Genomic DNA, 22,052 nt, shown 5'->3' with positions numbered 1-22,052 from the left:
CTAATGCACAGCTATACTATCTACATTTAAAAACTTATACTTACTGATATTATAACAAATAAACCCATGATTACATATAGAATCATGGGTTTATTACGAGTATCTATTTTTTAGTTGTTAACTAGTGATTTTAATTCGTTAGGATAAGGGGATTATCCTAAGATTGATTGTAAATCAGCTTCTGCATTAGTAGTTGGACGAATATTGAACTTATCCACTAAAACTTGTAACACGTTTGGTGAAACGAATGCAGGTAATGATGGTCCAAGTAAAATGTTCTTAATGTTTAGTGATAACAATGTAAGAAGAATTGCTACCGCTTTTTGCTCGTACCAAGATAATACAAGTGATAATGGTAGATCATTAACATCACATTCGAATGCTTCCGCTAATGCAACAGCAATTTTAATCGCTGAGAACGCATCGTTACACTGTCCTACGTCAAGTAAACGCGGAAGACCTGCTACCGTACCAAAGTCAATCTTATTAAATCTGTACTTACCACATGCAAGTGTCAAGATTACAGTATCCTGTGGAGTGTTCTCTGCGAACTCGGTGAAGTAGTTTCTTCCTGGCTTCGCACCGTCGCAACCACCGATTAAGAAGAAGTGCTTAATTGCTCCACTCTTAACAGCTTCAATAATTGCACCAGCATGGCTTAAAGTCGTGTTATGACCGAAACCTACTAGGATGTTCTTTTCTTCTTCGTCCTCAGTGTATCCACCAAGCTCAATTGCATGTTTGATGATTGCTGAGAAATCTTTATTTCCATCTACTTGCTCAATATGCTTAATTCCAGGCCATCCTACTACACTTGTAGTGTAAATTCTATCTTCATAGCTAGGACGAGGCTTTTGGATGCAGTTTGTTGTCATTAACACACACCCAGGAAGGTTATCAAATTCTTTTTGTTGGTCTTGCCAAGCACCACCATAGTTACCTACAAGATTAGAGTATTTCTTTAATTCTGGGTAACCATGAGCAGGGATCATTTCACCATGCGTATAGATATTTACGCCAGTTCCTTGTGTTTGCTCAAGTAACATTTGTAAATCCTTTAAATCGTGACCAGAAATTACGATGAAAGGTCCTTTTTTCTTAGTTACAGCCACTTTTGTAGGTACTGGATGACCGTATGTTCCTGTGTGCACGCTATCAAGTAATTCCATTACCTTTAGGTTCTCTTGCCCTAATTCCATGTTTAATCCAAATAATGCATCCACAGTCAAGTCATCTTTTAATGTTTCGTTAAGAGCTTTGAAGAAGAAATTGTTTACTTCTTCGTTCGTTTTTCCTAGAGCTGCAGCTTGGTGAGCATACGCTGAAACACCCTTTAATCCGTAGATTAGTAATTCTCTTAATGAGCGGATATCTTCATTCATGCTAGGATCTGCCATAATGCCGAACTTTAATCCGTCTTCAATCATTAAATCTACACGATTTGGAGACTGATATAACGCAGCGCTTGGAACTTCTCCTTCGATGTTACCAACAAGTGCACGTAACTCTTGCTTATATGCTTCTGCCTTAGTATTGTATGTGAAAAATCTCTCAGGATCAAAGTTTACGTTTGTTAATGTTGAGAAAACTCCATCCACCATAAGTGTTTGAATCGTAGGGTTGATTTTTTCTCCTCTTTCAATTAACTTTTGACCATAAAACGCAAGACCCTTAAGATTGTGAATCAGCAAATCTTGTAAAGCTGCTACATCTGCATCCTTACCACAAACACCTGCTTTTGTACAAGCCTTTCCACCTAGCGTTTGCTCACATTGATAACAAAACATTTTCATATCCATACTATAAAACCTCCTGTAATTTTGTTTTTTTATTTTAAACATGGAGACCATGTCTTCTTCCTGAAACTAATATTACAGGATAGCAAAACAGATTGCTGTGAGATAAATCATACCTAGTGATGATTTTTGTGTTTATGCAACATTTTTTTAGTGAAATAAAATAAAAAATGTTGTAATATAATGAAGTAAGGATTTTCCATACATAAGGAGTGGGGTTAATGTTTAATCGTATATTGTTTCCTACTAGCGGATCACCAATAAGTCCAAAAATAGCGAATATGATCTGTCAATTAATTAAAGAAGATCACGACCGTCAAGTGCAAATACTGACTGTAGCTGAGTTCCCAAATATGCCATCAAACGTCAGTATGTTATTAGATGATGCTGGGGTGCATGTTGAAGATGTGATTCTTGAAGACGTAAGAGCACGCATTGATCAAGTAGTAAAGATTTTCGAAGAAAACTCTATTCCTTACCATATTAAAATTGCAACAGGTGATCCGATTAAGACAATCATTAAGGAAGCCGATGCTTTCCAAGCGGATTTATTGATCGTGGGACATCACGGAGAAAGTTCTTTTGCTGACTTCTTGTTTAAAGGGAATATTACCGTTCAATTAATCAACGAAGCGAAATGTCCAGTAATGGTTTTGAAATAAACTAAAGAAGGCCGCAAGGCCTTTTTTTACTATCCTATAAACTCTTTATCGTATTGTTAGGTGTTTCTATAACGTTTAATCAGTGTATACTAAACAATATAAAGAAAACTTAGTTCAGATGGAGTTTTTACTCCAGGCTGAACTCTAGTTGCACTTATTTCGAAGCTTGGCGGCACTTATCTCTCACTTAGATAAGTGGGAGTATTAGTAAACGCCGCTGAGATAAAACTCTAGGGGTGGTTAATCAAAATGGTACTTAATCGTGAAAACAAACACTTTGAGGTTCAGAAAACTGACGAAGAATGGAAACAACTATTAGAACCACCCACGTATCATGTACTAAGAAATCATGGAACTGAACCCGCATTTCGTAACCAATATCATGATTGTAAAGAGCCAGGGGAATACCAGTGTGCCGGGTGCGGACAGCCACTCTTCCATTCCGAACACAAATATGATTCAGGTTCTGGTTGGCCAAGCTTTCACTCTCTGGTTCACGAACACCATGTCGGAATCAAGAAAGACTACTCGATGATGGGAATTGAGCGTACAGAAGTCCATTGCAGTCGCTGTGGCGGGCACCTCGGTCACGTGTTTCCGGACGGTCCAAAGCCCACTGGGATGCGGTATTGTATAAATTCCGCGGCATTAAAGCTAAATAAAGATTCTGAGGAATAAGATAAGATTCAACAAACATAAAACCTCTATTTAGGATTAAATAATCTTAAATAGAGGTTTATCTTACACTACTTGCTCAAGTCTTAACTTATCAGCCACCATCGCAATGAACTCGCTGTTTGTTGGCTTAGATTTCGTAGCATTGACTGTGTAACCGAAGTATTGACGAAGAATATCCACATTCCCACGATTCCAAGCGACTTCAATGGCATGTCGTATGGCTCGTTCCACTCTTGGTGGTGTCGTATTATGTGCGTCTGCGATATTTGGGTAAAGAATTTTCGTGATACACCCTAGTAATTCTGGATCGTTAAAGACCATGATGATTGCTTCACGCAAAAATGTATATCCTTTAATATGAGCTGGCACTCCAATTTCATGAATCATCTTTGTTACAGATGTTTTGATATCATCGACTTTTTTCTTTTTCGGAGCAAAATTATTAGTGGATGTAAAATTAAATGAGTGCTTATCCGACATTTGTATCGTTTGTTGCATTTGGGTTGAGACTTGTCGGATTCTTTGTAATAAGACATCCATATCAAAAGGTTTCAGGATGAAGTAATCGGCCCCTAAATCAATCGCCCTTTTTGTGATATTTTCTTGCCCGAATGCTGTTAGCACAATGACTTTCATACTGGCATACTTAGGATTTTCCTTTAATGCCTCTAAAACTCCTAATCCATCAAGATGCGGCATAATAATATCTAAGATTAATAAGTCCGGTAAATCATCTTCCAAGAGTTCTAATGCTTGATTACCATTATAAGCCAAACCAAGAACTTGCATGTCCTCTTGTTGACTCACATAGTTTGCTAACATATTACAAAATTCTTGATTATCATCTGCAAGTATTATTTTTGTTGTATTCACAGTAATTCCTCCCAGTTTCTTATCCGTTGCGAAATATAAACAATATAAAGAAGAGACGTAATGATTTACATACAGTTTCTCTAACCACTTGCCTTTTCCCTGCATTTTTTGCAAAAAAAAATAACAAAAATATCGGCAAAAACCGCGTGATTTCACGTGATTTTGCCGATATTTGTCGAAACTTTGTAAAGGTTATTGATTACGCTGCATCAAATACTTTAGCATTATCATTTGCTTCTTTTAACATCCATTCAATGTAGCATCCATATCCCATAGTAGGATCATTTACGAATACATGCGTGACTGCCCCAATAATCTTACCATCTTGAATAATCGGACTTCCACTCATCCCTTGAATAATCCCACCTGTTTGATTCAATAGGCGTTCATCTGTAACACGGATAACCATGCCTTTGGTTGAAGAGAATCTTTGTGGGATGACATTTACGACTTCAATGTCATATTGCTCAATTTTATCGCCATTGACTACTGTGTAAATTTTAGCTGGTCCTGTCTTCACATCGTGAGCCAAAGCAATAGGTAACGGCTCTTGCGCAAAATAATCCTTCGGAACGTCTGTAAGCTTACCGTAAATTCCTAATGAGTTATTCGATATTATATTTCCCAAACGCTCATCGTCATTCCCCATCACACAACGTTTTTCTCCAGGTTTACCTTTTTGCCCTTTATCTATAGATGTAACTTTGGAAGGGAAAATTTCCCCTGATCCTACTTCAATTGGCTGCCCAGTATCCATATCAGTAATTACATGTCCTAAAGCTCCGTACATTTTCGTTCTTGGGTCAAAAAACGTTAAAGTTCCGACTCCCGCTGCAGAGTCTCTAATATATAACCCAATACGATGGTTCTTCGCTTTTGCGTCATACATTGGTTCAACTACCGTTTTAAACGTTCGATCATTTCTTCTTACTTCCATTTCTAGTGGCTTATCTGTATCAATGAATTTACTGATAATTGATACATCATTTACTTTCTCACCATTGATGCTAAGAATGTAGTCACCTACTTTAATATTTGCCTGCTCTCCAGGAGAAACCTTTTTATCTTCACCATCAATCAAATAGAAACCAACTACCATAACACCTTCTGATTTTAGTTTCACTCCTATTGAATGACCGCCTGGATATAGCTTCGTTTCAGGCAATACTTGTACATGAACCTTCTTAATTGGAAGAACGCCAAAAAGTTTAAAGGTTAATTCTGAAACACCAGTTTTAATTGTCTTTAACTCTGTTCCACTCACCGCAAGTACTTCCTGATTGTTCGTGTGGGTCTCAATCACTGAGTAAAAGTTGAGGTCGGTACTTTGACCTTCAAACATTTTGAATTGAACTGGAATGGAATGGAAATTTTGAACCGGTGTACTAAAAGTGACAGCGATTATCGCCATAACAAGCAATAATCCAAAGCCTTTTTTTATGTTTTTATACAAGTGTCACACTCCCCTACACCTTCCTACATCTAATTTCTGTATAGCTTACTATTAAAGTTTCCTTACCTTCGAAACATCATGCTATTTAAATGATGGAACAAGCACAAAAAAAATACTTCCTTAGAAGTATTTCCAAAAACGTTAATGAACGAACATCATTTCGTTTTATTTTTTGTGTTTTTTGCGATTTCACGCATCTCTTGCGCGTTTTCCAGAGTCTTAGTTGTGACATGTTCACCACTAATCATTCTTCCTAATTCTTCAATAATTTGCTCTTCATTTAAGATATCTAAATTCGTGTATGTTTTGTTAATATCATTATTTTTCTTTATTAATATATGAACATCACTCATTGCAGCTATTTGTGCTAAATGAGTGACACAAAATACCTGACGGTTCCTTGAAACTTGGACAAGCTTTTCTGCAATTTTTTGGGCAGCTTTTCCGCTAACACCGGTATCAATCTCGTCAAAAATCATGGTCGGGGTTTGATCCACTTCTGCAAGAATATTTTTCAAAGCAAGCATGATTCTTGACAGTTCTCCCCCAGATGCCACTTTTGTCAGCGGTTTCAATGGTTCTCCTACGTTTGCTGAGAAGAGAAACTCAACTTCATCAGTACCATGGGAGCGAGGCTCAGAATGAGTAAGGAATTGAATTTCAAACTGTACATTAGGTAACAATAGTTGTAGCAGCTCATTTTTCAAATTGTCTTCCATTGCTTTTGCAATCTGTTTTCTCTTTAACATTAGCGTCCGCGCTTTCTCGTGGTACTGCTCCAATGTGATGTTGAATTGTGCTTCCACTTCTTGTATTACGCTATCCCTATTTAGCAATGTAAATATTTCTTGTTCAATATTTTTCTGATGCAAAAGAAGATCTGGAATATCCATACGATATTTACGCTTGATTTGTTGTAATTGATACAATCTGCTTTCGATTTGATCTATATCTTGATCATTCTCTTCGCTTTCATTCGTCATTGAACATAATGCTCTGGTGACTTCGTCAATTTGAACGGTGGCAATTTCTAAACAGTCAATATGGGGGGCGAACCCTTGGTCGACCTTAACCAATTCCCGTAACGAATCAATTGATTGACTTAGTAATGATGTTGCATTCACCGCATTTCGATCATCTACATCTGCTAGGGCGCTCAATATCCCTTGGACATGTTTTTGGATTTTATCATGATTGACTAATATTTTTTTCTTAGCTTCTAACTGTTCTTCTTCTCCAATCTGAAGACTCACTTGTTTCAATTCTTCTAATTGAAATTGTAAGAACTCTAGACGTTGAGATTGATTGATATCCGTTTCTTGCAATTTTTTTAACTTCTTCTTTTGCTCGTTATATTCTTGATACAACTTTTGGACGTTTTTAAGTAATTCCGTAATTTCCCGTTTCCCATATGCATCTAAAATATCTAAATGTTGTTTAGGATCTACTAATTTCTGATGTTCATGCTGGCCATGTATATCCACAAGAGTTGCTAACGATTCCTTTAGTACATGAACTGGAAACATTCTTCCGTTGATACGACATATGCTTTTCCCATGCCGAATCTCACGACTGACAGCTAAATCTAACTCTTCCCCAAATTCAATTCCTAAAAGCTTCAATTGCTCTGCGTACGACTCGTTTACTGAGAAAAGTGCTTCCACAGTTGCGCTCTCGCTACCATATCGAATAAAATCGTTAGAAGCCCTTCCCCCTAAAACGACGCTTAGTGCATCTATAATCATTGATTTTCCAGCACCTGTTTCCCCGGTAAAGACGTGAAGTCCATGATGAAAAGAAATTGTCATCTCTTCTATTAGTCCGAAATTTTTCACTGAAAGTGCTTGTAGCATTGAATATCACCTTCCCTGGAATTACAGCATCTCTAAAAATTTATTGCGAATTTCAGAGGCAAGCTCTTTATCGCGGCCAATGATAAGAATCGTATCATCACCACATATGGTTCCGACAATTTCGCGCCATCCCAGTGCATCAATTAATGAACCGAGGGCATTTGCATGACCGGGTAATGTCTTCATTACGACCAGGTTTTCCGCGCTATCAATGGATACGAAGCTATCAAGTAATGCTCTGCGAATTTTCTGCTTCGGATTGAATGGTTGCTCACTCGGAAGTGAATATATATACTTGCCACCGCTAATTGGTACTTTAATCAGCTGTAACTCTTTAATATCTCTAGAAATTGTAGCTTGGGTGATTTGAAAGCCCATAGCTTTTAGCTCCAAAACTAATTCATCCTGGGTCTCAATTTCTTTATTTTTTACTAACTCCCTGATTTTCAAGAGTCGTTGTCCCTTCATGGCCAGCCTCCTACTTATGCTCTCCCTTTATATGTATCGATGCATACTTTATCTCTACAGCGTATCAAGTCTTCCTAGTTAATTATGCAGCTTACGGCGTACGACTTCAAAGAAATTGTGCTCATGCCAACGAATTAGATTTGTTTTATATTCCGATTTTTTGACTGTAATTACATCTTCTATTTCCAGTTTGAAACCTAGTTGCCCATCAATTGTTAAGCCTAAATCATCATGTGTTGCGTCTAATTTTGTTCGAATCGTAGAATGCCCTGATATGACCATCGGACGAACATTTAAAGAATGAGGGCATATTGGCGTAAGAAGAATTAAATCAATATCTGGTGTCACAATTGGCCCACCAGCCGATAATGAATATGCCGTCGATCCAGTTGGACTTGCTATAATAAGTCCATCCCCTTTAAACGATCGCAGGAATTTGTCTTCCAAAAACATAATGACTTCAATCATTCTGCTAAAAGCACCTTTAGCAATGCCTACATCATTTAACGCGATAAACTGTTTAATAACCGCGTCATTTCGTACCACTTGTGCTTCAAGCATCATTCGTTGCTCAATATAATACTGCCCACTGAGAACTTTATCAATGGCAAGCTCTAAGTTTTCTGGTTCTGATTCCGATAAAAACCCCATATTCCCCACGTTAATTCCTAAAATCGGTATATTATGAGGGGCAAAGTCACGGGCAATTCCTAATAACGTCCCGTCGCCGCCTAAAGCAAAGATAATGTCTGCCTCTTTAGGAATCTGGAAAAGTGGAATACCTAACTCACTTCGACCTAGCTGTTCTGCTACAAATTCATCAATAACTATTTTCACATTTCGATGCTCTAAAGAACGAATAATTTGTCTAGCTATGATCCATGCCTTTGGTTTGCTTTTATTCACGATAATGCCAATTCTTTTCACTACATCACCTCAATATAAGAAATACAATGGCTAATGCTATAGAAACAAACATCCATTTTGGCAGTTTAAAGTAGGATAGCATTGAGCTTTTGCTATATTCAAATGCAAAAGATACACTTTGAAGTTTTTGTTTTTCTACATCAACATAAATTACTCCATCCGCACCAAAAGCTAATTGGTATTTTAATAGTTCATCCCGGAGAAATGATCCACTTAGTCGCTCTTGCTTCCTCTTATTCTTAATTTTCACTACGTATTGCCTATCATCTTTATTGACGATAAAGTCGACGAGTAATCTTGACTGATAATCCTTTCCGTCAGATTTGATGTCTAGCGGAACACGTATTTTCCCAGAGATGACTTCATATCCTTCGTCCTGTAATAGCTTGAGTGCTTCCCCAGATTTCGGGATATTGGAGTATGTGATTTTATTTTTTCCTTTATTTATATTGTAAAGCACAATGAGAAATATAATACCCAAAACTAAAAAGTCTTCAAATCGCAAAGTGATCTCCTCCATGCCAATCGATTAGAGTGTTCGAGTAGAATATTCGAGGCAAAAGTTAGAAATCCTTTTTTTCCAAATATTTGTTACGACTGAAGCTGATTGTGCGCATCATTGATTGTTTTCTCTATGAGAGACTCGTAATTCCTTATGTGATTGATCGTTTCCGCTTCCATATTTTCAGTGCATCGATAGTCGTCACTCTCTGTGCATTGATTGTTGTAACTTATCCGTTGATTCTGCAACTGATTCGGTCGGAATTGGAATAATGCAAGGAACTCGATATTTCCATCTCCACCAGTAATCGGTGAATATGTTAAGTCTTCTAGGTATAAATGAAATTGAGTAGCTTGAGAGATGACATCCTCAATCACTTGCTGATGTACTTTGGGATCTCTGACTATTCCTTTTTTCCCGACAAGCTCTTTCCCTGCTTCAAATTGTGGCTTAATTAAACACACTACCTTGGATTCAGGGACTAGGATTTCTGATAATTTAGGAAAAATTAGCTTCAGCGAAATAAACGAGACATCAATTGTTGCAAAATTAGGCGATCCAACAGTTAAGACATCTACCGCAAGATGACGAAAATTCGTCCGCTCGAGAACAATGACATCTGGATGATTTCTCAATTTCCAATCTAATTGCCCATACCCAACATCTACGGCGTAGACTTTTGCAGCATGATTCTGCAAAGCGCAATCTGTAAAACCGCCCGTGGAAGCACCAATATCAATCATAACCACGCCACTTACATCCAAGGCGAAGTGTTTCAAAGCCTTCTCTAATTTGAGGCCGCCTCTTCCAACATAAGGATGAATATTTCCTTTTACGATAATTTCTTTTGATACATCAACCTTTTCCCCAGGTTTATCAATTCGTTCATTCCCTATATACACGATTCCCGCCATAATAGCTGCTTTTGCCTTTTCTCGAGTTTCAAAAAAGCCTAAGTTCACGAGCGCAGTATCGATTCTTTCTTTAGCCATTATGCTACCCCTAACGTAATGAAATACTATAGCCACTCATTCTCCAATTGCGAAAAACAGCTTCCTTTATAGAGAAGCTGTTTTGTTATACGCATTATATTCAAGTAAATGCTTTTGAGCCTGAAAGGCTATTTTCTCTGCTGTTAATCCTAATTGCTCCAGCAATTGATCTCTAGTTCCGTGTTCGACAAACTCGTCTGGAATACCAAAACGTCTCACAACACTTGTATCAAGCTGCTCGCTTTCCATGAATTCTAGTATTGCGCTGCCAAAACCACCTTGTAAAGCATGCTCCTCTAGTACGAAAATCGGTCTTCCGCCTGTAGCTAAATTATGTAGCATTGCCCCGTCTAAAGGTTTAATAAACCGTCCATTGATCACTGTTGTGTGTATCCCTTTTCCATCTAACACGTTAGCGACTTCATTTGCTAATTCAACCATAGGACCAATAGCGACAATCGTAAGGTCTTTTCCTTGACGAATGGATTCCATCTTTCCGGTTAGTAATGGACTCAGCGATGATTGAGGTATACCGTATCCGTTTAAGCGAGGATATCGTATTGCCACTGGTGATTGCATCGATAATGCAGTGCACATCATTTGGCGCAGCTCTTCTTCATCCTTAGGCATCATAATCGTTAGGTTTGGGATATGTCTGAGATAGGAAATATCGAACACCCCATGATGTGTCTCACCATCTTGTCCAACTAACCCAGCTCTATCAATGGCAAAAATTACTGGCAGATTCTGCAAGCAAACATCATGTAATACTTGGTCATAGCCTCTTTGTAAAAACGTTGAATATACTGCAAACACAGGACGAAAACCTTGTCTTGCTAATCCAGCGGCCAAAGTTACAGCGTGTTGTTCTGCAATTCCAACATCAATAAAACGCTTTGGAAACTTCTGCGCAAAAGCCTTTAAACCCGTACCAGTTGGCATAGCTGCAGTAATTGCTATAATATTAGGGTCTTTCTCAGCTAATTCAACGAGTGTTTCACCAAACACCTGTGTAAAGCTTGGTGGACATGGCTCCTTGATTGGTCTCCCTGTATCGATGCAGAATGGACCCACACCGTGGAATAAATCCGGATTTTCAATTGCTGGCTCATAGCCCTGTCCTTTTTTCGTTAATATATGAACTAGAATTGGACCTTTGCATTTTTTGGCTTGTTGAAAGGTCATCTCTAAATCTTCTATGTTATGACCGTCAATCGGTCCGAGATATGTAAAACCTAGCTCTTCAAACAACATGCCAGAAACAAACAGATACTTAAGACTATCCTTAATACGCTCTGCTGTCTTTAGCATTGTATTGCCAATGGCAGGAATCTTCTTGAAGAATAACTCTATATCATCTTTTGCTCTTGAATAATTCGGGTCTGTTCTTACTCTAGTCAAATAGTTAGATAATGCCCCTACATTCGGTGCAATTGACATTTCATTGTCATTTAATATTACAATCAGATTGGCATCACCATGTCCTGCATGATTCAGAGCTTCTAGCGCCATTCCGCCGGTCATCGCACCATCGCCAATGACTGCAATTGAATGATATTCCTCATTTCTTAATTGTCCTGCAATTGCCATACCAAGGGCAGCAGATATAGAAGTGCTACTATGACCCGTTTCAAAGACGTCATGCTCACTCTCTTTACATTTTGGAAAACCAGAAATGCCTTTATAGCAGCGGAGACCTTCGAACTCGTCTTTACGCCCTGTAAGGATTTTATGCACGTACGACTGATGACCTACATCCCATACGATTTTGTCCTTTGGACTTTCAAAAACACTATGCAGAGCAATTGTTAATTCAACAACTCCCAGGTTTGGGCCTAGATGCCCACCAGTTTTTGATACTTTTTCTATAAGGAAATCACGAATTTCTGCTGCTAATTGCCTCTTTTCATTCGCATTCAATTGTTTAACAGTTTCTGGACTGCTTATCGTCTTTAGTAGGGTCAATTCTATTCCCTCGTTTCGGCTTCTTTTTCTTAGTATTATCAAAAAATTTGATATTTAACTTCATCTCAACTATATTTAATATTTTACTAACCATAAATATGATTTCTTGACTATATTGAATTGCGATTGTTTTTCCTATTGATTTCCCGCCAACAGTTAAAGCTGCAACTAAGCTTGTTACACCAATTTTAATAGTATTATCAAATATTGTACTATTACTATCGATTGTGAGCAATACCTGTATAATAACTGCTGCACTCGCTGCCCCACTTATAATCCCAGCAATATCGCCAATCACATCATTACAGAAGTTCGCAAACTGATCTGCATTGCGGATAATTCGAATTGCTACCTTTGAACCGTTAACTCTTTTAGTTGCCATTGCATGAAATGGTTTTTCGCAAGCAGCAGTAGCTGCAATTCCAATGGTATCAAAGATAACTCCGATCAAAATTATGACCAGCACAATAATAGCTCCATAAGACCAGTGCAATCTTTCTACAAAAATACTAGAAAGTACTGTGAATAATGCAGCTAGAAAAAATGTGATTATACTAATTCTTACCGTCCATTTTAATGTAGACTTTATTAAATCATTCAAAAAGGTAACTCCTTAACATTCTATGTTTTATAAAGAAAACTTGGCATTCGCCAAAGCTTTAGCGATGAGAACGCCTTAGTTGCACTGACGCATCAACACAGCAGTTTACTGCTGATGTGTTGCTAATGCACAGCTATACTAACTTCATTAAAATACTTATGCTTTCTGATAGTATTAAACAAAACTCGGCATTCACTTTGTCTACAGACGAAGTGAATGCCTTATAAAGTTCGCTATTATGTAAAATCACGAGTGGTAGCTTCTTGGGTAAACATTGCGGCTTAGGTCCAGTTGGTTTTCCCATAGGAGGAACCAAATCGTTGCCAACATGGCGGTTTCCCTTTATTCCCCTATTGGCGTCGTCGCCGATCGTCATACTAGATTGCCACTTAGTCCGCACTCTAATCCCCAAGAAGCTTCTTTCGGACAGTCTAGGAGTTTTCCTCGACAACCAATTACCTCATCCTAGCCTCTTTTGCAACATAGATTTCATATAGCACTATGACTTGTTTTCTTGGCCTAGAAAAGCAAGGTTTCTATATATCCCCTCTACTATCACTCAAGGCAGGCTACGCTATACACAAGCTGTTAAATCTAAATGGCTCGCAACATAGGTTCATACCCCAAGCCATGCTCGTGAACCGATCATTCACAACCACGCACTTGGGCCTCCGCGGAAGTAGGGTCAACGCCCACATGCCATTGTGGATCGCCCCACAACCTTAACTCCCAGTAACGACCCCCGACTGGGCGTCAGCAGCCGCCACCAGGAACTTCATCGATGTGCCCTTTGGCGGATTTTTAGCCCCGCCTTCAAATGAGGATTGATTGACTAGAATACTGCACCACTCTAATACTTATATATTATACCAAAGTTCAAATTCCTTAACAAATAACAACCAAGTGTTTATAACTATGCTTACGAACAAGAACCCATCTTACGACCAGCTAAAAGACTTTAAAGATTGATTAACAACAGAAATGAAAGAATTCCGGACAATTTCACTCTTCTATGAAACCTTATGCCTCACTAGTAATAAAACCGCCCTTAATTGCTATTGTAAAAGGCAATAATTCAGAGTAAGCTTATATTAGTTCTAATTTGAGAACTAAAAATTCTTTAACGAATTTTTCCCTCTCAGTGCACTTTTGTGTACAAACTTCTACTCTCTCTGCAGGAAACCAACGGTTTTCCTGTATTTTTTTTGCCCTTTTACGACTCACGCGAGATCAAGTAATTCGCAATTGCCCTAAGATATGTTGAATCTTTACAATTGGCTAGTTCAAGCGCCTGTAACGCTTGTTCTGTCAACTCCTGCACTTTTGCTTTTGATTGTTCGAGGCCAATCAACCGTGGGTATGTGGCCTTATTGTTATCAATATCACTGCCTACTTTTTTACCGATTACTTCTTGGTTGCCTACAATGTCGAGAATGTCATCCTGAATCTGAAATGCGAGTCCTAATTGATCGGCGAATATTCCAATATACTTTTGCTGCTCCAGGCTAGCGTTTGCTAGAATTGCTCCACAACGAATTGCTACAGATAACAATGCACCCGTCTTATGCGCATGAATATATTCTAAATCTTGGAGTTCAATTTGCTTTCCTTCTGCTTCCATATCTGCAACTTGCCCACCAACCATTCCTTCGGCCCCAGCAGCAGTACTAATCTCACAAAGCATTTGATGAATTACATTCGGATGAACTTTATTGACATCTGTCAAACATATTGTGCCAAAAGCTTTTGTAAGCAAGGCATCGCCTGCTAGTATGGCAGTGGCTTCATTAAACTTTTTGTGATTTGTGAGTTTCCCTCTACGATAATCATCATTATCCATAGCAGGTAAGTCATCATGGATTAACGAATACGTATGGATCATCTCTACAGCACAAGCAGCTGGAATTGCTACTTGGCTGTCTCCGCCAAAAGCCTCACAGGTAGCAAGCATAAATACTGGGCGTAACCTTTTTCCACCAGCAAACACACTATATCGCATCGATTCATAGATTACTTCAGGATGGGGTTTCTTATATTCCAAATACTTATCTAGTGCATCGTTAATGATTGTGATTTTGTCCTGTAAATAAGCTTTGAGCGTCACGTCTAACAAAGTTCCCCCTCCTTATCTTTCATCGGTTGAAATACTAGCGTTTGATTTTCTAGCGTAATTTGCTGGACCTTCTGTTCCGCTACATTTAACTTCTCATTGCATTGCTTCGATAGAATCATACCCTTCTTGTATAACTCAATTGCATCTTCTAAAGGAATGTCACCCGATTCTAGCTGTTTCACAATCCCCTCGAGTTCCTTTAATGACTGATCGAAAGTAATGTCATTTTTTTTTGCCATTTTGAATCCCCCATACCGTGCATTGTAACTCTCCATCAAGTAACGTAACATTCACCTGTTCATTTACTTTTACTTGTTTGACAGAGAGTACTAACTCTTTTTCCTGCTGTTGTTCTTGCGTTTTTATCTTATGAATAATAGAAAAACCTCTACCCATGATTTTTAATGGGCTTAAATCGTCTAATCTTTGATTGAGCAGTTGATATTGATGAATCGATTTTTCAACTTTATTTTCTATGGCGTTCTGCATTTGTGTCGTAAGCCAATCGACTAGAGTTTTTCTCTCTGTAAACATCAGCTCTGGCTTTGTTAGCACCTTCGAATTCTGCATATATGCCAATCGTTCGTGAAAGCGATTGATAATACGATGCATAGAATCTTGTAAGCGATGACTTCTATCGATAATTCCTTGATTTAACTCATGTAGTGGTGGCGAAACTAGTTCAGCCGCACCAGTCGGAGTCGGAGCCCTTAAATCTGCAACAAAGTCTGCAATCGTGAAGTCCGTCTCATGACCAACTCCTACTACAATCGGAATTGAACATTCGTGTATTTTTCTCGCCACAATTTCCTCATTAAATGCCCACAATTCCTCAATCGAACCTCCACCACGGACTAACAGTATGACATCTACGAGATGTGCACACTTTGTTTCAACGAGAGAGATGGCTTGACAAATCTCTCCTGGGGCGTTCACACCCTGAACTGTCGCAGGAATCACATATACTGGAATCAATGGATTTCTTCGTTTCACAGTAGTAAGGACATCGCGAATTGCTGCACCTGTGTTAGACGTTATCACGGCTATGCCTTTCGGCAAAAAAGGAATCAACTTTTTATCGAGTTCGTCAAATAACCCTTCTTGTTTCAGCTTTGACTTCAGTTGCTCAAACGCTAAATATAGGTTCCCAACTCCATCGGGAATCATCTCTTGAGCGTATAACTGATATTGTCCATCACGCTCAAAAACAGTAACGTACCCTTTGATGATTACTTTCATACCGTTTTTCGGGATAAATTGTAATCCTCGATTATTACCAGCAAACATAATACTTCGGATCACGCTTTTATCGTCCTTTATGCTAAAATACATATGGCCACTGGAATGACGCGTAAAATTCGATATCTCACCTTGTACCCACACTTGTGTCAATTGCCAATCATTTTCAAAAATATTTTTTATATATTTAGTAAGTTGACTAACACTCCAAGCAGTCGCTTTCATTCCTATGCTCCTTACTGCATCATTACGATTCATTGCTTTCATGGCTTTCAAGGCTTTCATGGCTTTCATTGCTACATCATCATTAAATTCAATTTATAACGTTATATATTATTTGTACGTTTACAAGCTTCCACAGTGTTTTGCAATAGCATCGTAATTGTCATAGGGCCTACTCCACCAGGAACAGGTGTGATAAAAGACGCCTTCTCCTCAGCTTCTTTGTAGTTCACATCACCAACTAGCTTGCCATCGACACGATTGATACCAACATCAATAACAATGGCTCCATCTTTAATCATATCGCCCGTTATCATTTGTGGGCGACCTACAGCGGCAATGACGATATCCGCCATCTTCACCATTTCGTGTAAGTTATTTGTCTTAGAATGACAAATCGTTACCGTTGCGTTTTCTTGGAGCGCAAGAATTGACACGGGTTTACCAACAATATTACTTCTACCTATCACTACAACATGTTTTCCCGCCATGGATACGCCTGTTCGACGAATCATTTCTATAACACCCGCCGGTGTACATGGAACAAAACCTTTCTGACCTACAAGTAATTTGCCAGCATTTAAAATATGGAACCCATCGACGTCTTTTTCCGCAGAAATTCTTTCAATCACCGCTTGTTCATCGATGCCTTTTGGCAATGGGAGTTGTACTAAAATTCCATGAATTCTAGAATCGCTATTCAATTCATCAATTTTTTCTAATAGTTGGTGTTGTGTAATGGAAGCATCTAGCTCATATTTTTCAGAGTATATACCAATATCTTCACAAGCTTTTGCTTTATTTCTAACATATGTCTGAGATGCAGGATCCTCACCTACGATTACAACAGCTAGTCCCGGCTGCATCCCTTGTGATTTTAATAATTCTACCTCTTTTCGCAAACTTTCCCGTATCTCTGAAGAAATTCTTTTACCATCAATAATAGTTGCCATGAAAAATATGTACCCCCGATATCACAAATTATTTCATTTACTTAATATTTTAACACAACACAATGAGCGATACACGGGAAATGTATCGCTCATAAGAAAATTTATAGAATTTTATTGTTATTTTTTACTTTTCTTTTTTTCACTATTCTTTTTATTCTTTTGCAATCAGGTAATCGTGAATACCAACGGCTGCAATTTTACCAGCACCCATAGCCTTAATTACTGTGGCAGCCCCTGTGACAACGTCTCCCCCAGCATAGACACCCGGAATTGACGTAGCACCTGTTTGTTCATCAACTATAATATTTCCCCACTTGTTCACCTGTAGCTCCGGTGTTGCTTGGGTAACAATTGGATTAGGGCCCTGACCGACAGCTACAACTAAAGTGTCAATGTCGATAGTAAATTCAGAATTCGGGATTGGTTGCGGACGACGACGACCAGAGCTATCAGGTTCACCAAGCTCCATCTTTTCACAAACGATTCCTGTGACATATCCTTTATCATCACCAATTAATCGAAGTGGGTTTGATAAAGTCTGGAATTGGATCTCCTCTTCCTTGGCATGTTCAATCTCTTCTTTACGAGCAGGCATTTCCTCTTCCGATCTACGATAAATGATGTGAACCTCTGCACCCAAACGCTTAGCAGTTCTAGCAGCGTCCATTGCTACGTTTCCAGCGCCAACTACGGCTACACGATTGCCAACGTGGACCGGTGTACGATATTCCGGAAACTTGTACGCCCTCATCAAGTTTACTCTTGTTAAAAACTCATTGGCGGAATATACGCCGTTTAAATTTTCGCCTTCTATTCCTAAGAAATATGGTAGTCCAGCACCGGTTCCTAGAAACACAGCTTCAAATCCCATGGCAAACAAATCATCAATCGTCAATGTTTTCCCAATGATTACATTACACTCAATCTTTACTCCGATTTGGCGAAGGAATTCTACTTCTTCTTTTACAATCTCTTTCGGTAAACGGAATTGCGGAATCCCATACATCAATACTCCACCAGGCTCATGGAATGCTTCATACATGGTAACATCGTAACAAAGTTTTGCTAGTTCACTAGCACAAGCTAAACCAGCGGGACCAGAACCAACAACAGCTACTTTCTTACCTGCCTGAATCGCACAATCTACCTTTTCACGTTCCATTGACATTACATGATCAGCAACAAAGCGTTCCAGTCTACCGATGGCTACTGCTTCACCTTTAATCCCAACAATACATTTAATCTCACATTGTTCTTCTTGCGGGCATACACGACCACAGACAGCCGGAAGGCTGTTCTTTTCTTTAATCTTTTCACAAGCTTCTGAGAACTTTCCTTCTGCTATAAGCCCGATAAAATCTTTAATATCAATATTTACTGGGCAACCTTGTTGGCATAACGGCTTCTTGCATTGTAAACAACGCTTTGCTTCAGCAATTGCTTGCTCTTCTGTATATCCTAGTGCTACTTCTCCAAACCCGGATATGCGTAGTTGGTCTTCAAGGAGACTCATCGGCTGACGACCACCAAGTTTTGATTGATTGTTTAGTGACATCTGCCTACACCTCCACAACCTTCTAAAGCTAATGCACTCTTTTCTTTATCTTTATACATATTCAATCGTCGCATTTGCTCATCAAAATCTACTAAATGACCATCAAACTCAGGACCATCAATACAAGTAAATTTCGTTTCTCCACCTACAGTAACACGACAGGCACCACACATACCAGTACCGTCAACCATCAGCGAATTTAAGCTTACAAGTGTCTTAATATTATATTGTCGTGTTAGATTTGCAACTGCCTTCATCATAGGGATTGGTCCAATGGCAATCACTAAATCGACTGGTTGTTGATCATCAATCATCTGTTGTAAAACTGTAGTGACAAAGCCTTTGGTGCCATAACTTCCATCATCGGTTGCCACATAAAACTGATGACTGTGTTTACGCATCTCTTCTTCTAAAATTAATATTTCTTTAGTTCTAGCTCCGATAATCGTAGTTACATGGGAATCTATTTCATGCAAATGCTTGACCTCTGGATATAATGGAGCTACACCTAATCCACCACCGATGCATACTACATGCTTATGTTCAGGGTAATGTGCTGCTTGCCCAAGAGGACCAACAAAATCTAGTATATAATCTCCAGCTTCAAGTCTACCAAGTTGCTTACTCGTAATCCCAACTTCTTGAGCGATAATTGTTACTGCACCTGTTTCCAAATTTGTGTCCGCGATTGTTAAAGGGATTCTTTCCCCTTTTTCATCAATTCTTAACATAATAAAATGGCCAGGCTGGTGCTTTTTCGCAACTAACGGAGCCTCTATATCTAGTAAAACGACTCGGTCATTGCCAGTGTCAGAAAGAACTTTTTTGCGTAACACTTTAAACATTATAATCTCTCCCTCCTATATCTATAAAACTATGATTATATACCTAGGTGTTTTTGTCAATTACAATCTTAAAGGAAATTTAAACTTTTATGCTCCAGGGCACCTAGTACACTAGTGCCATAAGCATTATCAGTCGAATAGTCCTTATCAGCAAAATATAAATGTGCCTGCATCGCCCGATGAGAAAACCTATGCACCAACTGTTCTCGAACCCTTGTGTTGGATGCGACTCCACCTACAATTAAAACATGCTTAATACATAATTGCTCTTTCCCGTGAAGAATCACTTTTTCCAATGTCTTAGCAATACAATTCTCTACCGCCCGTGCAATGTCGGGTACTGCGTGTTGACCAAGATCAATCAGTTGTTCCGCCTTGGTTGCTGGTCCAGAAAAACTAAAATCAAAACCCTTAACGCTTGATGGTAATACCACATGTTCTGTCGATTCGCTAGCTAGGTACTCTAATTGCTTTCCAGCAGGAAATGATAACCCGAGTTTCACGCCAATTCTGTCAACGAATTGACCTGCATGTAAATCCTTGGTCCCACCTAACAGGTCAATAGCATATCGATGACCTTCTTTGTTTACTTTACACACTTCACTTGTTCCGCCAGAGATATGTATTGCTAAAAATGTATCAACGGATATTTCTTCTATTAAAGTTGCTAACCCTGCTGCTATATGTCCTTCTTGATGAGAAAATCGATAGAGTGGTACGTTCAGACTCGCTGCCAACACCCGTGCATACGTTTCCCCTGCAAAAAACACAGGCATATAAGATCCTTCTGCGCATCTTGGTCGATTCGTAATCGAAATACAGGCGATTCTCTCTGAACTCATATTCTGAAATAGTTCTTCAATAAAATACGGCAGATTTTTCAAATGTTGAAAAACAGCCGTATTCTGTCGTAATCCACGCTCTCCCTGTGCTACATCCAATAGCTTGCGACGTTCAAACACAATTTCCATGGTATCTAAATGAATCACACAGAGTGAGGTTGTATATGCACTTGTATCGATGCCAATGACTAAATCTTTATTCATTGCCATCCACTTTATCTACCATCTTCGCTAAAATTCCGTTGATAAATCCAGCAGACTTATTGGTACTAAAAACCTTAGCTAACTCAACAGCCTCATTGATGATAATGCTCTGTGCTAAATCAGAATACATTAACTCATAAATTGCCAGTCGCAGCACACTACGTTCAACTTTACCTATTCTGTCTAAATCCCAGCCTTTAAGAATACTTTTGATCTTTTCATCGATTGTGTTCAAATTTTCATATGTACCCGTTACAATCTGTGCAATAAATTCTCTATGATTCGCATCTACTTCATCCAATTCAAATCGTTCTCTAATAATGTCTTGTGGTTCCCCTTGGTTAATATCAATTTGAAATAATATTTGTAAAGCCTTCTCTCTAGCTTGTCTCCGAATCATCCTATATCCTCCAAAAGTTCATTCATATTCTAAACTAAGTTTTCTTTATATTGTTAGCAAAAAAAGAAGCGGTATACCACTACCGCCAATGATTGGGTAAAAACCGCTCAATAATATCACGTAAATCTTCCTGTTGATCAATACGGCTACCAATATATAACCCTAGTGTGACAAAGGCAAGAAAAATAATAGTTTTGAACAGTCCAAAAAACAAGTAAATAAAACCAACAATCAATCCAATAGCGACTCCAAAGACTTTCCCAGTATGTGAATATAGTATCTGCGTAAATTGCTCTTTCATCCTGTACACCTACTTTAACGGAGATCTTTGATTTACGGCTTTCGGTAGTACATCTTTCACAACTACTAAAACTTTATCTATACTGATACCTGAAAAACCTTCTACATACTCTTTCACGTTTACTTGTAAAAGCGTCATCGTTTCGGGAATATTCGTTTCTGGATCCAAGCTCACTTTTACAGCTACTTTTGCACCTGTTTCCGTCGGGATCACTTTAGCATTAAGTTCACGAACTCCAATGATTTGTCTGCCAACTCTCTCAGCCATCGTCTCAAGAGCTTCGATTGAGATTCGAATTTCTCCTACCTCTGTGCTTTGCGTAATTGCAGCACGGTTGTCCGACTTTCTAGTTTTCTTTGTGTTCATAAATATAAATCGCAAACTAAAGATAAAGAAAATAAGACCTATTACAACATTGCTTACTACAGATTGCCATGGACTATTGTATAGCTGATGGAAATATTCACCAATCATAGAGATTGGAATTAAATTTAGTGAGATAATCATAAATAGGACGGCTAAAAATGCAACTGTTAGATTATAAAAGAAAAAAACAATCTTATCTAGCAAATTCATTGTATTACTCCTTCCCTATGTATTCGCTATAC

The 22,052-nt window shown here is 38.6% G+C and carries 22 protein-coding genes; 2 read left to right on the top strand and 20 right to left on the bottom strand.

The window, feature by feature from the left end; translation table 11 throughout:
- Positions 1 to 152: 152 nt before the first annotated feature.
- Positions 153 to 1,799, bottom strand: a complete 1,647-nt coding sequence (gene hcp, locus BHU72_RS06170; protein WP_069701762.1) for a hydroxylamine reductase — start codon at positions 1,797 to 1,799, stop codon at positions 153 to 155.
- A 218-nt stretch (positions 1,800 to 2,017) separates the two neighbouring features.
- Here hcp and BHU72_RS06165 point away from each other — a divergent pair, with 218 nt between their 5' ends.
- On the top strand, positions 2,018 to 2,458 hold the full coding sequence (locus tag BHU72_RS06165) for a universal stress protein (protein WP_069701761.1): 441 nt from the start codon (positions 2,018 to 2,020) through the stop codon (positions 2,456 to 2,458).
- A gap of 249 nt (positions 2,459 to 2,707) precedes the next feature.
- Complete coding sequence (msrB, locus tag BHU72_RS06160; RefSeq protein ID WP_069701760.1) at positions 2,708 to 3,136, top strand: peptide-methionine (R)-S-oxide reductase MsrB; 429 nt, start codon at positions 2,708 to 2,710, stop codon at positions 3,134 to 3,136.
- A gap of 63 nt (positions 3,137 to 3,199) precedes the next feature.
- On the opposite strand, the gene spo0A is transcribed toward msrB, so the two are convergent.
- The 19 genes from spo0A to amaP all read right to left on the bottom strand — a co-directional run bounded on the left by spo0A (position 3,200) and on the right by amaP (position 22,020).
- The gene (gene spo0A, locus BHU72_RS06155) at positions 3,200 to 4,009 is read right to left on the bottom strand and encodes a sporulation transcription factor Spo0A (RefSeq protein ID WP_141709265.1); all 810 of its coding nucleotides are present in this window, start codon (positions 4,007 to 4,009) and stop codon (positions 3,200 to 3,202) included.
- Between the two features lie 199 nt (positions 4,010 to 4,208).
- Complete coding sequence (gene spoIVB / locus BHU72_RS06150; protein WP_083248290.1) at positions 4,209 to 5,462, bottom strand: SpoIVB peptidase; 1,254 nt, start codon at positions 5,460 to 5,462, stop codon at positions 4,209 to 4,211.
- 155 nt (positions 5,463 to 5,617) lie between these two features.
- Entirely contained in the window at positions 5,618 to 7,315 is a 1,698-nt protein-coding gene (gene recN / locus BHU72_RS06145; protein ID WP_069701759.1) for a DNA repair protein RecN, read from the bottom strand.
- A gap of 21 nt (positions 7,316 to 7,336) precedes the next feature.
- Positions 7,337 to 7,783 (bottom strand): transcriptional regulator AhrC/ArgR, encoded by a 447-nt coding sequence (gene ahrC / locus BHU72_RS06140; RefSeq protein WP_069701758.1) that lies wholly within the window; start codon positions 7,781 to 7,783, stop codon positions 7,337 to 7,339.
- Between the two features lie 78 nt (positions 7,784 to 7,861).
- Complete coding sequence (locus BHU72_RS06135; protein WP_069701757.1) at positions 7,862 to 8,710, bottom strand: NAD(+)/NADH kinase; 849 nt, start codon at positions 8,708 to 8,710, stop codon at positions 7,862 to 7,864.
- A gap of 4 nt (positions 8,711 to 8,714) precedes the next feature.
- Positions 8,715 to 9,215 carry a hypothetical protein gene (locus BHU72_RS06130; protein WP_069701756.1) on the bottom strand — a complete coding sequence of 167 codons (501 nt, stop codon included), beginning with the start codon at positions 9,213 to 9,215 and terminating at the stop codon, positions 8,715 to 8,717.
- Positions 9,216 to 9,301: 86 nt separating this feature from the next.
- Positions 9,302 to 10,204: a TlyA family RNA methyltransferase gene (locus BHU72_RS06125; protein WP_069701755.1), complete on the bottom strand. Its 903-nt coding sequence runs from the start codon at positions 10,202 to 10,204 to the stop codon at positions 9,302 to 9,304.
- 66 nt (positions 10,205 to 10,270) lie between these two features.
- Positions 10,271 to 12,169, bottom strand: a complete 1,899-nt coding sequence (gene dxs / locus BHU72_RS06120) for a 1-deoxy-D-xylulose-5-phosphate synthase (protein WP_069701754.1) — start codon at positions 12,167 to 12,169, stop codon at positions 10,271 to 10,273.
- Positions 12,129 to 12,770: a hypothetical protein gene (locus BHU72_RS06115; protein ID WP_069701753.1), complete on the bottom strand. Its 642-nt coding sequence runs from the start codon at positions 12,768 to 12,770 to the stop codon at positions 12,129 to 12,131. Before BHU72_RS06115 ends, dxs begins: the two co-directional genes overlap by 41 nt.
- 1,213 nt (positions 12,771 to 13,983) lie before the next feature.
- Positions 13,984 to 14,874: a polyprenyl synthetase family protein gene (locus BHU72_RS06105; protein WP_069702027.1), complete on the bottom strand. Its 891-nt coding sequence runs from the start codon at positions 14,872 to 14,874 to the stop codon at positions 13,984 to 13,986.
- A 2-nt stretch (positions 14,875 to 14,876) separates the two neighbouring features.
- Positions 14,877 to 15,122, bottom strand: a complete 246-nt coding sequence (gene xseB / locus BHU72_RS06100; protein ID WP_069701751.1) for an exodeoxyribonuclease VII small subunit — start codon at positions 15,120 to 15,122, stop codon at positions 14,877 to 14,879.
- Entirely contained in the window at positions 15,106 to 16,380 is a 1,275-nt protein-coding gene (gene xseA, locus BHU72_RS06095; RefSeq protein WP_245671864.1) for an exodeoxyribonuclease VII large subunit, read from the bottom strand. The genes xseB and xseA overlap by 17 nt, the downstream gene beginning before the upstream one ends.
- Before the next feature lie 68 nt (positions 16,381 to 16,448).
- Complete coding sequence (gene folD / locus BHU72_RS06090) at positions 16,449 to 17,297, bottom strand: bifunctional methylenetetrahydrofolate dehydrogenase/methenyltetrahydrofolate cyclohydrolase FolD (protein WP_069701750.1); 849 nt, start codon at positions 17,295 to 17,297, stop codon at positions 16,449 to 16,451.
- Positions 17,298 to 17,448: 151 nt separating this feature from the next.
- Positions 17,449 to 18,852 carry an NADPH-dependent glutamate synthase gene (gene gltA / locus BHU72_RS06085; RefSeq protein WP_069701749.1) on the bottom strand — a complete coding sequence of 468 codons (1,404 nt, stop codon included), beginning with the start codon at positions 18,850 to 18,852 and terminating at the stop codon, positions 17,449 to 17,451.
- Positions 18,843 to 19,697 carry a sulfide/dihydroorotate dehydrogenase-like FAD/NAD-binding protein gene (locus BHU72_RS06080; RefSeq protein WP_069701748.1) on the bottom strand — a complete coding sequence of 285 codons (855 nt, stop codon included), beginning with the start codon at positions 19,695 to 19,697 and terminating at the stop codon, positions 18,843 to 18,845. Before BHU72_RS06080 ends, gltA begins: the two co-directional genes overlap by 10 nt.
- 68 nt (positions 19,698 to 19,765) lie before the next feature.
- Positions 19,766 to 20,743, bottom strand: a complete 978-nt coding sequence (locus tag BHU72_RS06075) for a tRNA (adenosine(37)-N6)-threonylcarbamoyltransferase complex transferase subunit TsaD (RefSeq protein ID WP_069701747.1) — start codon at positions 20,741 to 20,743, stop codon at positions 19,766 to 19,768.
- Positions 20,736 to 21,143, bottom strand: a complete 408-nt coding sequence (nusB, locus tag BHU72_RS06070) for a transcription antitermination factor NusB (protein WP_069701746.1) — start codon at positions 21,141 to 21,143, stop codon at positions 20,736 to 20,738. The genes BHU72_RS06075 and nusB overlap by 8 nt, the downstream gene beginning before the upstream one ends.
- A 79-nt stretch (positions 21,144 to 21,222) precedes the next feature.
- Positions 21,223 to 21,444 (bottom strand): DUF2273 domain-containing protein, encoded by a 222-nt coding sequence (locus BHU72_RS06065; protein ID WP_069701745.1) that lies wholly within the window; start codon positions 21,442 to 21,444, stop codon positions 21,223 to 21,225.
- A 9-nt stretch (positions 21,445 to 21,453) separates the two neighbouring features.
- Complete coding sequence (gene amaP, locus BHU72_RS06060) at positions 21,454 to 22,020, bottom strand: alkaline shock response membrane anchor protein AmaP (protein WP_069701744.1); 567 nt, start codon at positions 22,018 to 22,020, stop codon at positions 21,454 to 21,456.
- Positions 22,021 to 22,052: the final 32 nt, after the last annotated feature.

This window comes from Desulfuribacillus stibiiarsenatis (assembly GCF_001742305.1).
GTDB lineage: Bacteria > Bacillota > Bacilli > Desulfuribacillales > Desulfuribacillaceae > Desulfuribacillus_A > Desulfuribacillus_A stibiiarsenatis.
The sequence above is the reverse complement of the archived record's forward strand: the minus strand, read 5'-3'. Positions and strand labels throughout refer to the sequence as shown.

Coding starts and splice junctions, on each gene's coding strand:
- hcp (WP_069701762.1), bottom strand. CDS start 1,799: ATGGATATGAAAATGTTTTGTTATCAATGTGAGCAAACGCTAGGTGGA.
- BHU72_RS06165 (WP_069701761.1), top strand. CDS start 2,018: ATGTTTAATCGTATATTGTTTCCTACTAGCGGATCACCAATAAGTCCA.
- msrB (WP_069701760.1), top strand. CDS start 2,708: ATGGTACTTAATCGTGAAAACAAACACTTTGAGGTTCAGAAAACTGAC.
- recN (WP_069701759.1), bottom strand. CDS start 7,315: ATGCTACAAGCACTTTCAGTGAAAAATTTCGGACTAATAGAAGAGATG.
- ahrC (WP_069701758.1), bottom strand. CDS start 7,783: ATGAAGGGACAACGACTCTTGAAAATCAGGGAGTTAGTAAAAAATAAA.
- BHU72_RS06125 (WP_069701755.1), bottom strand. CDS start 10,204: ATGGCTAAAGAAAGAATCGATACTGCGCTCGTGAACTTAGGCTTTTTT.
- xseB (WP_069701751.1), bottom strand. CDS start 15,122: ATGGCAAAAAAAAATGACATTACTTTCGATCAGTCATTAAAGGAACTC.
- xseA (WP_245671864.1), bottom strand. CDS start 16,380: ATGAATCGTAATGATGCAGTAAGGAGCATAGGAATGAAAGCGACTGCT.
- folD (WP_069701750.1), bottom strand. CDS start 17,297: ATGGCAACTATTATTGATGGTAAAAGAATTTCTTCAGAGATACGGGAA.
- gltA (WP_069701749.1), bottom strand. CDS start 18,852: ATGTCACTAAACAATCAATCAAAACTTGGTGGTCGTCAGCCGATGAGT.
- BHU72_RS06080 (WP_069701748.1), bottom strand. CDS start 19,697: ATGTTTAAAGTGTTACGCAAAAAAGTTCTTTCTGACACTGGCAATGAC.
- BHU72_RS06075 (WP_069701747.1), bottom strand. CDS start 20,743: ATGAATAAAGATTTAGTCATTGGCATCGATACAAGTGCATATACAACC.
- nusB (WP_069701746.1), bottom strand. CDS start 21,143: ATGATTCGGAGACAAGCTAGAGAGAAGGCTTTACAAATATTATTTCAA.
- BHU72_RS06065 (WP_069701745.1), bottom strand. CDS start 21,444: ATGAAAGAGCAATTTACGCAGATACTATATTCACATACTGGGAAAGTC.
- amaP (WP_069701744.1), bottom strand. CDS start 22,020: ATGAATTTGCTAGATAAGATTGTTTTTTTCTTTTATAATCTAACAGTT.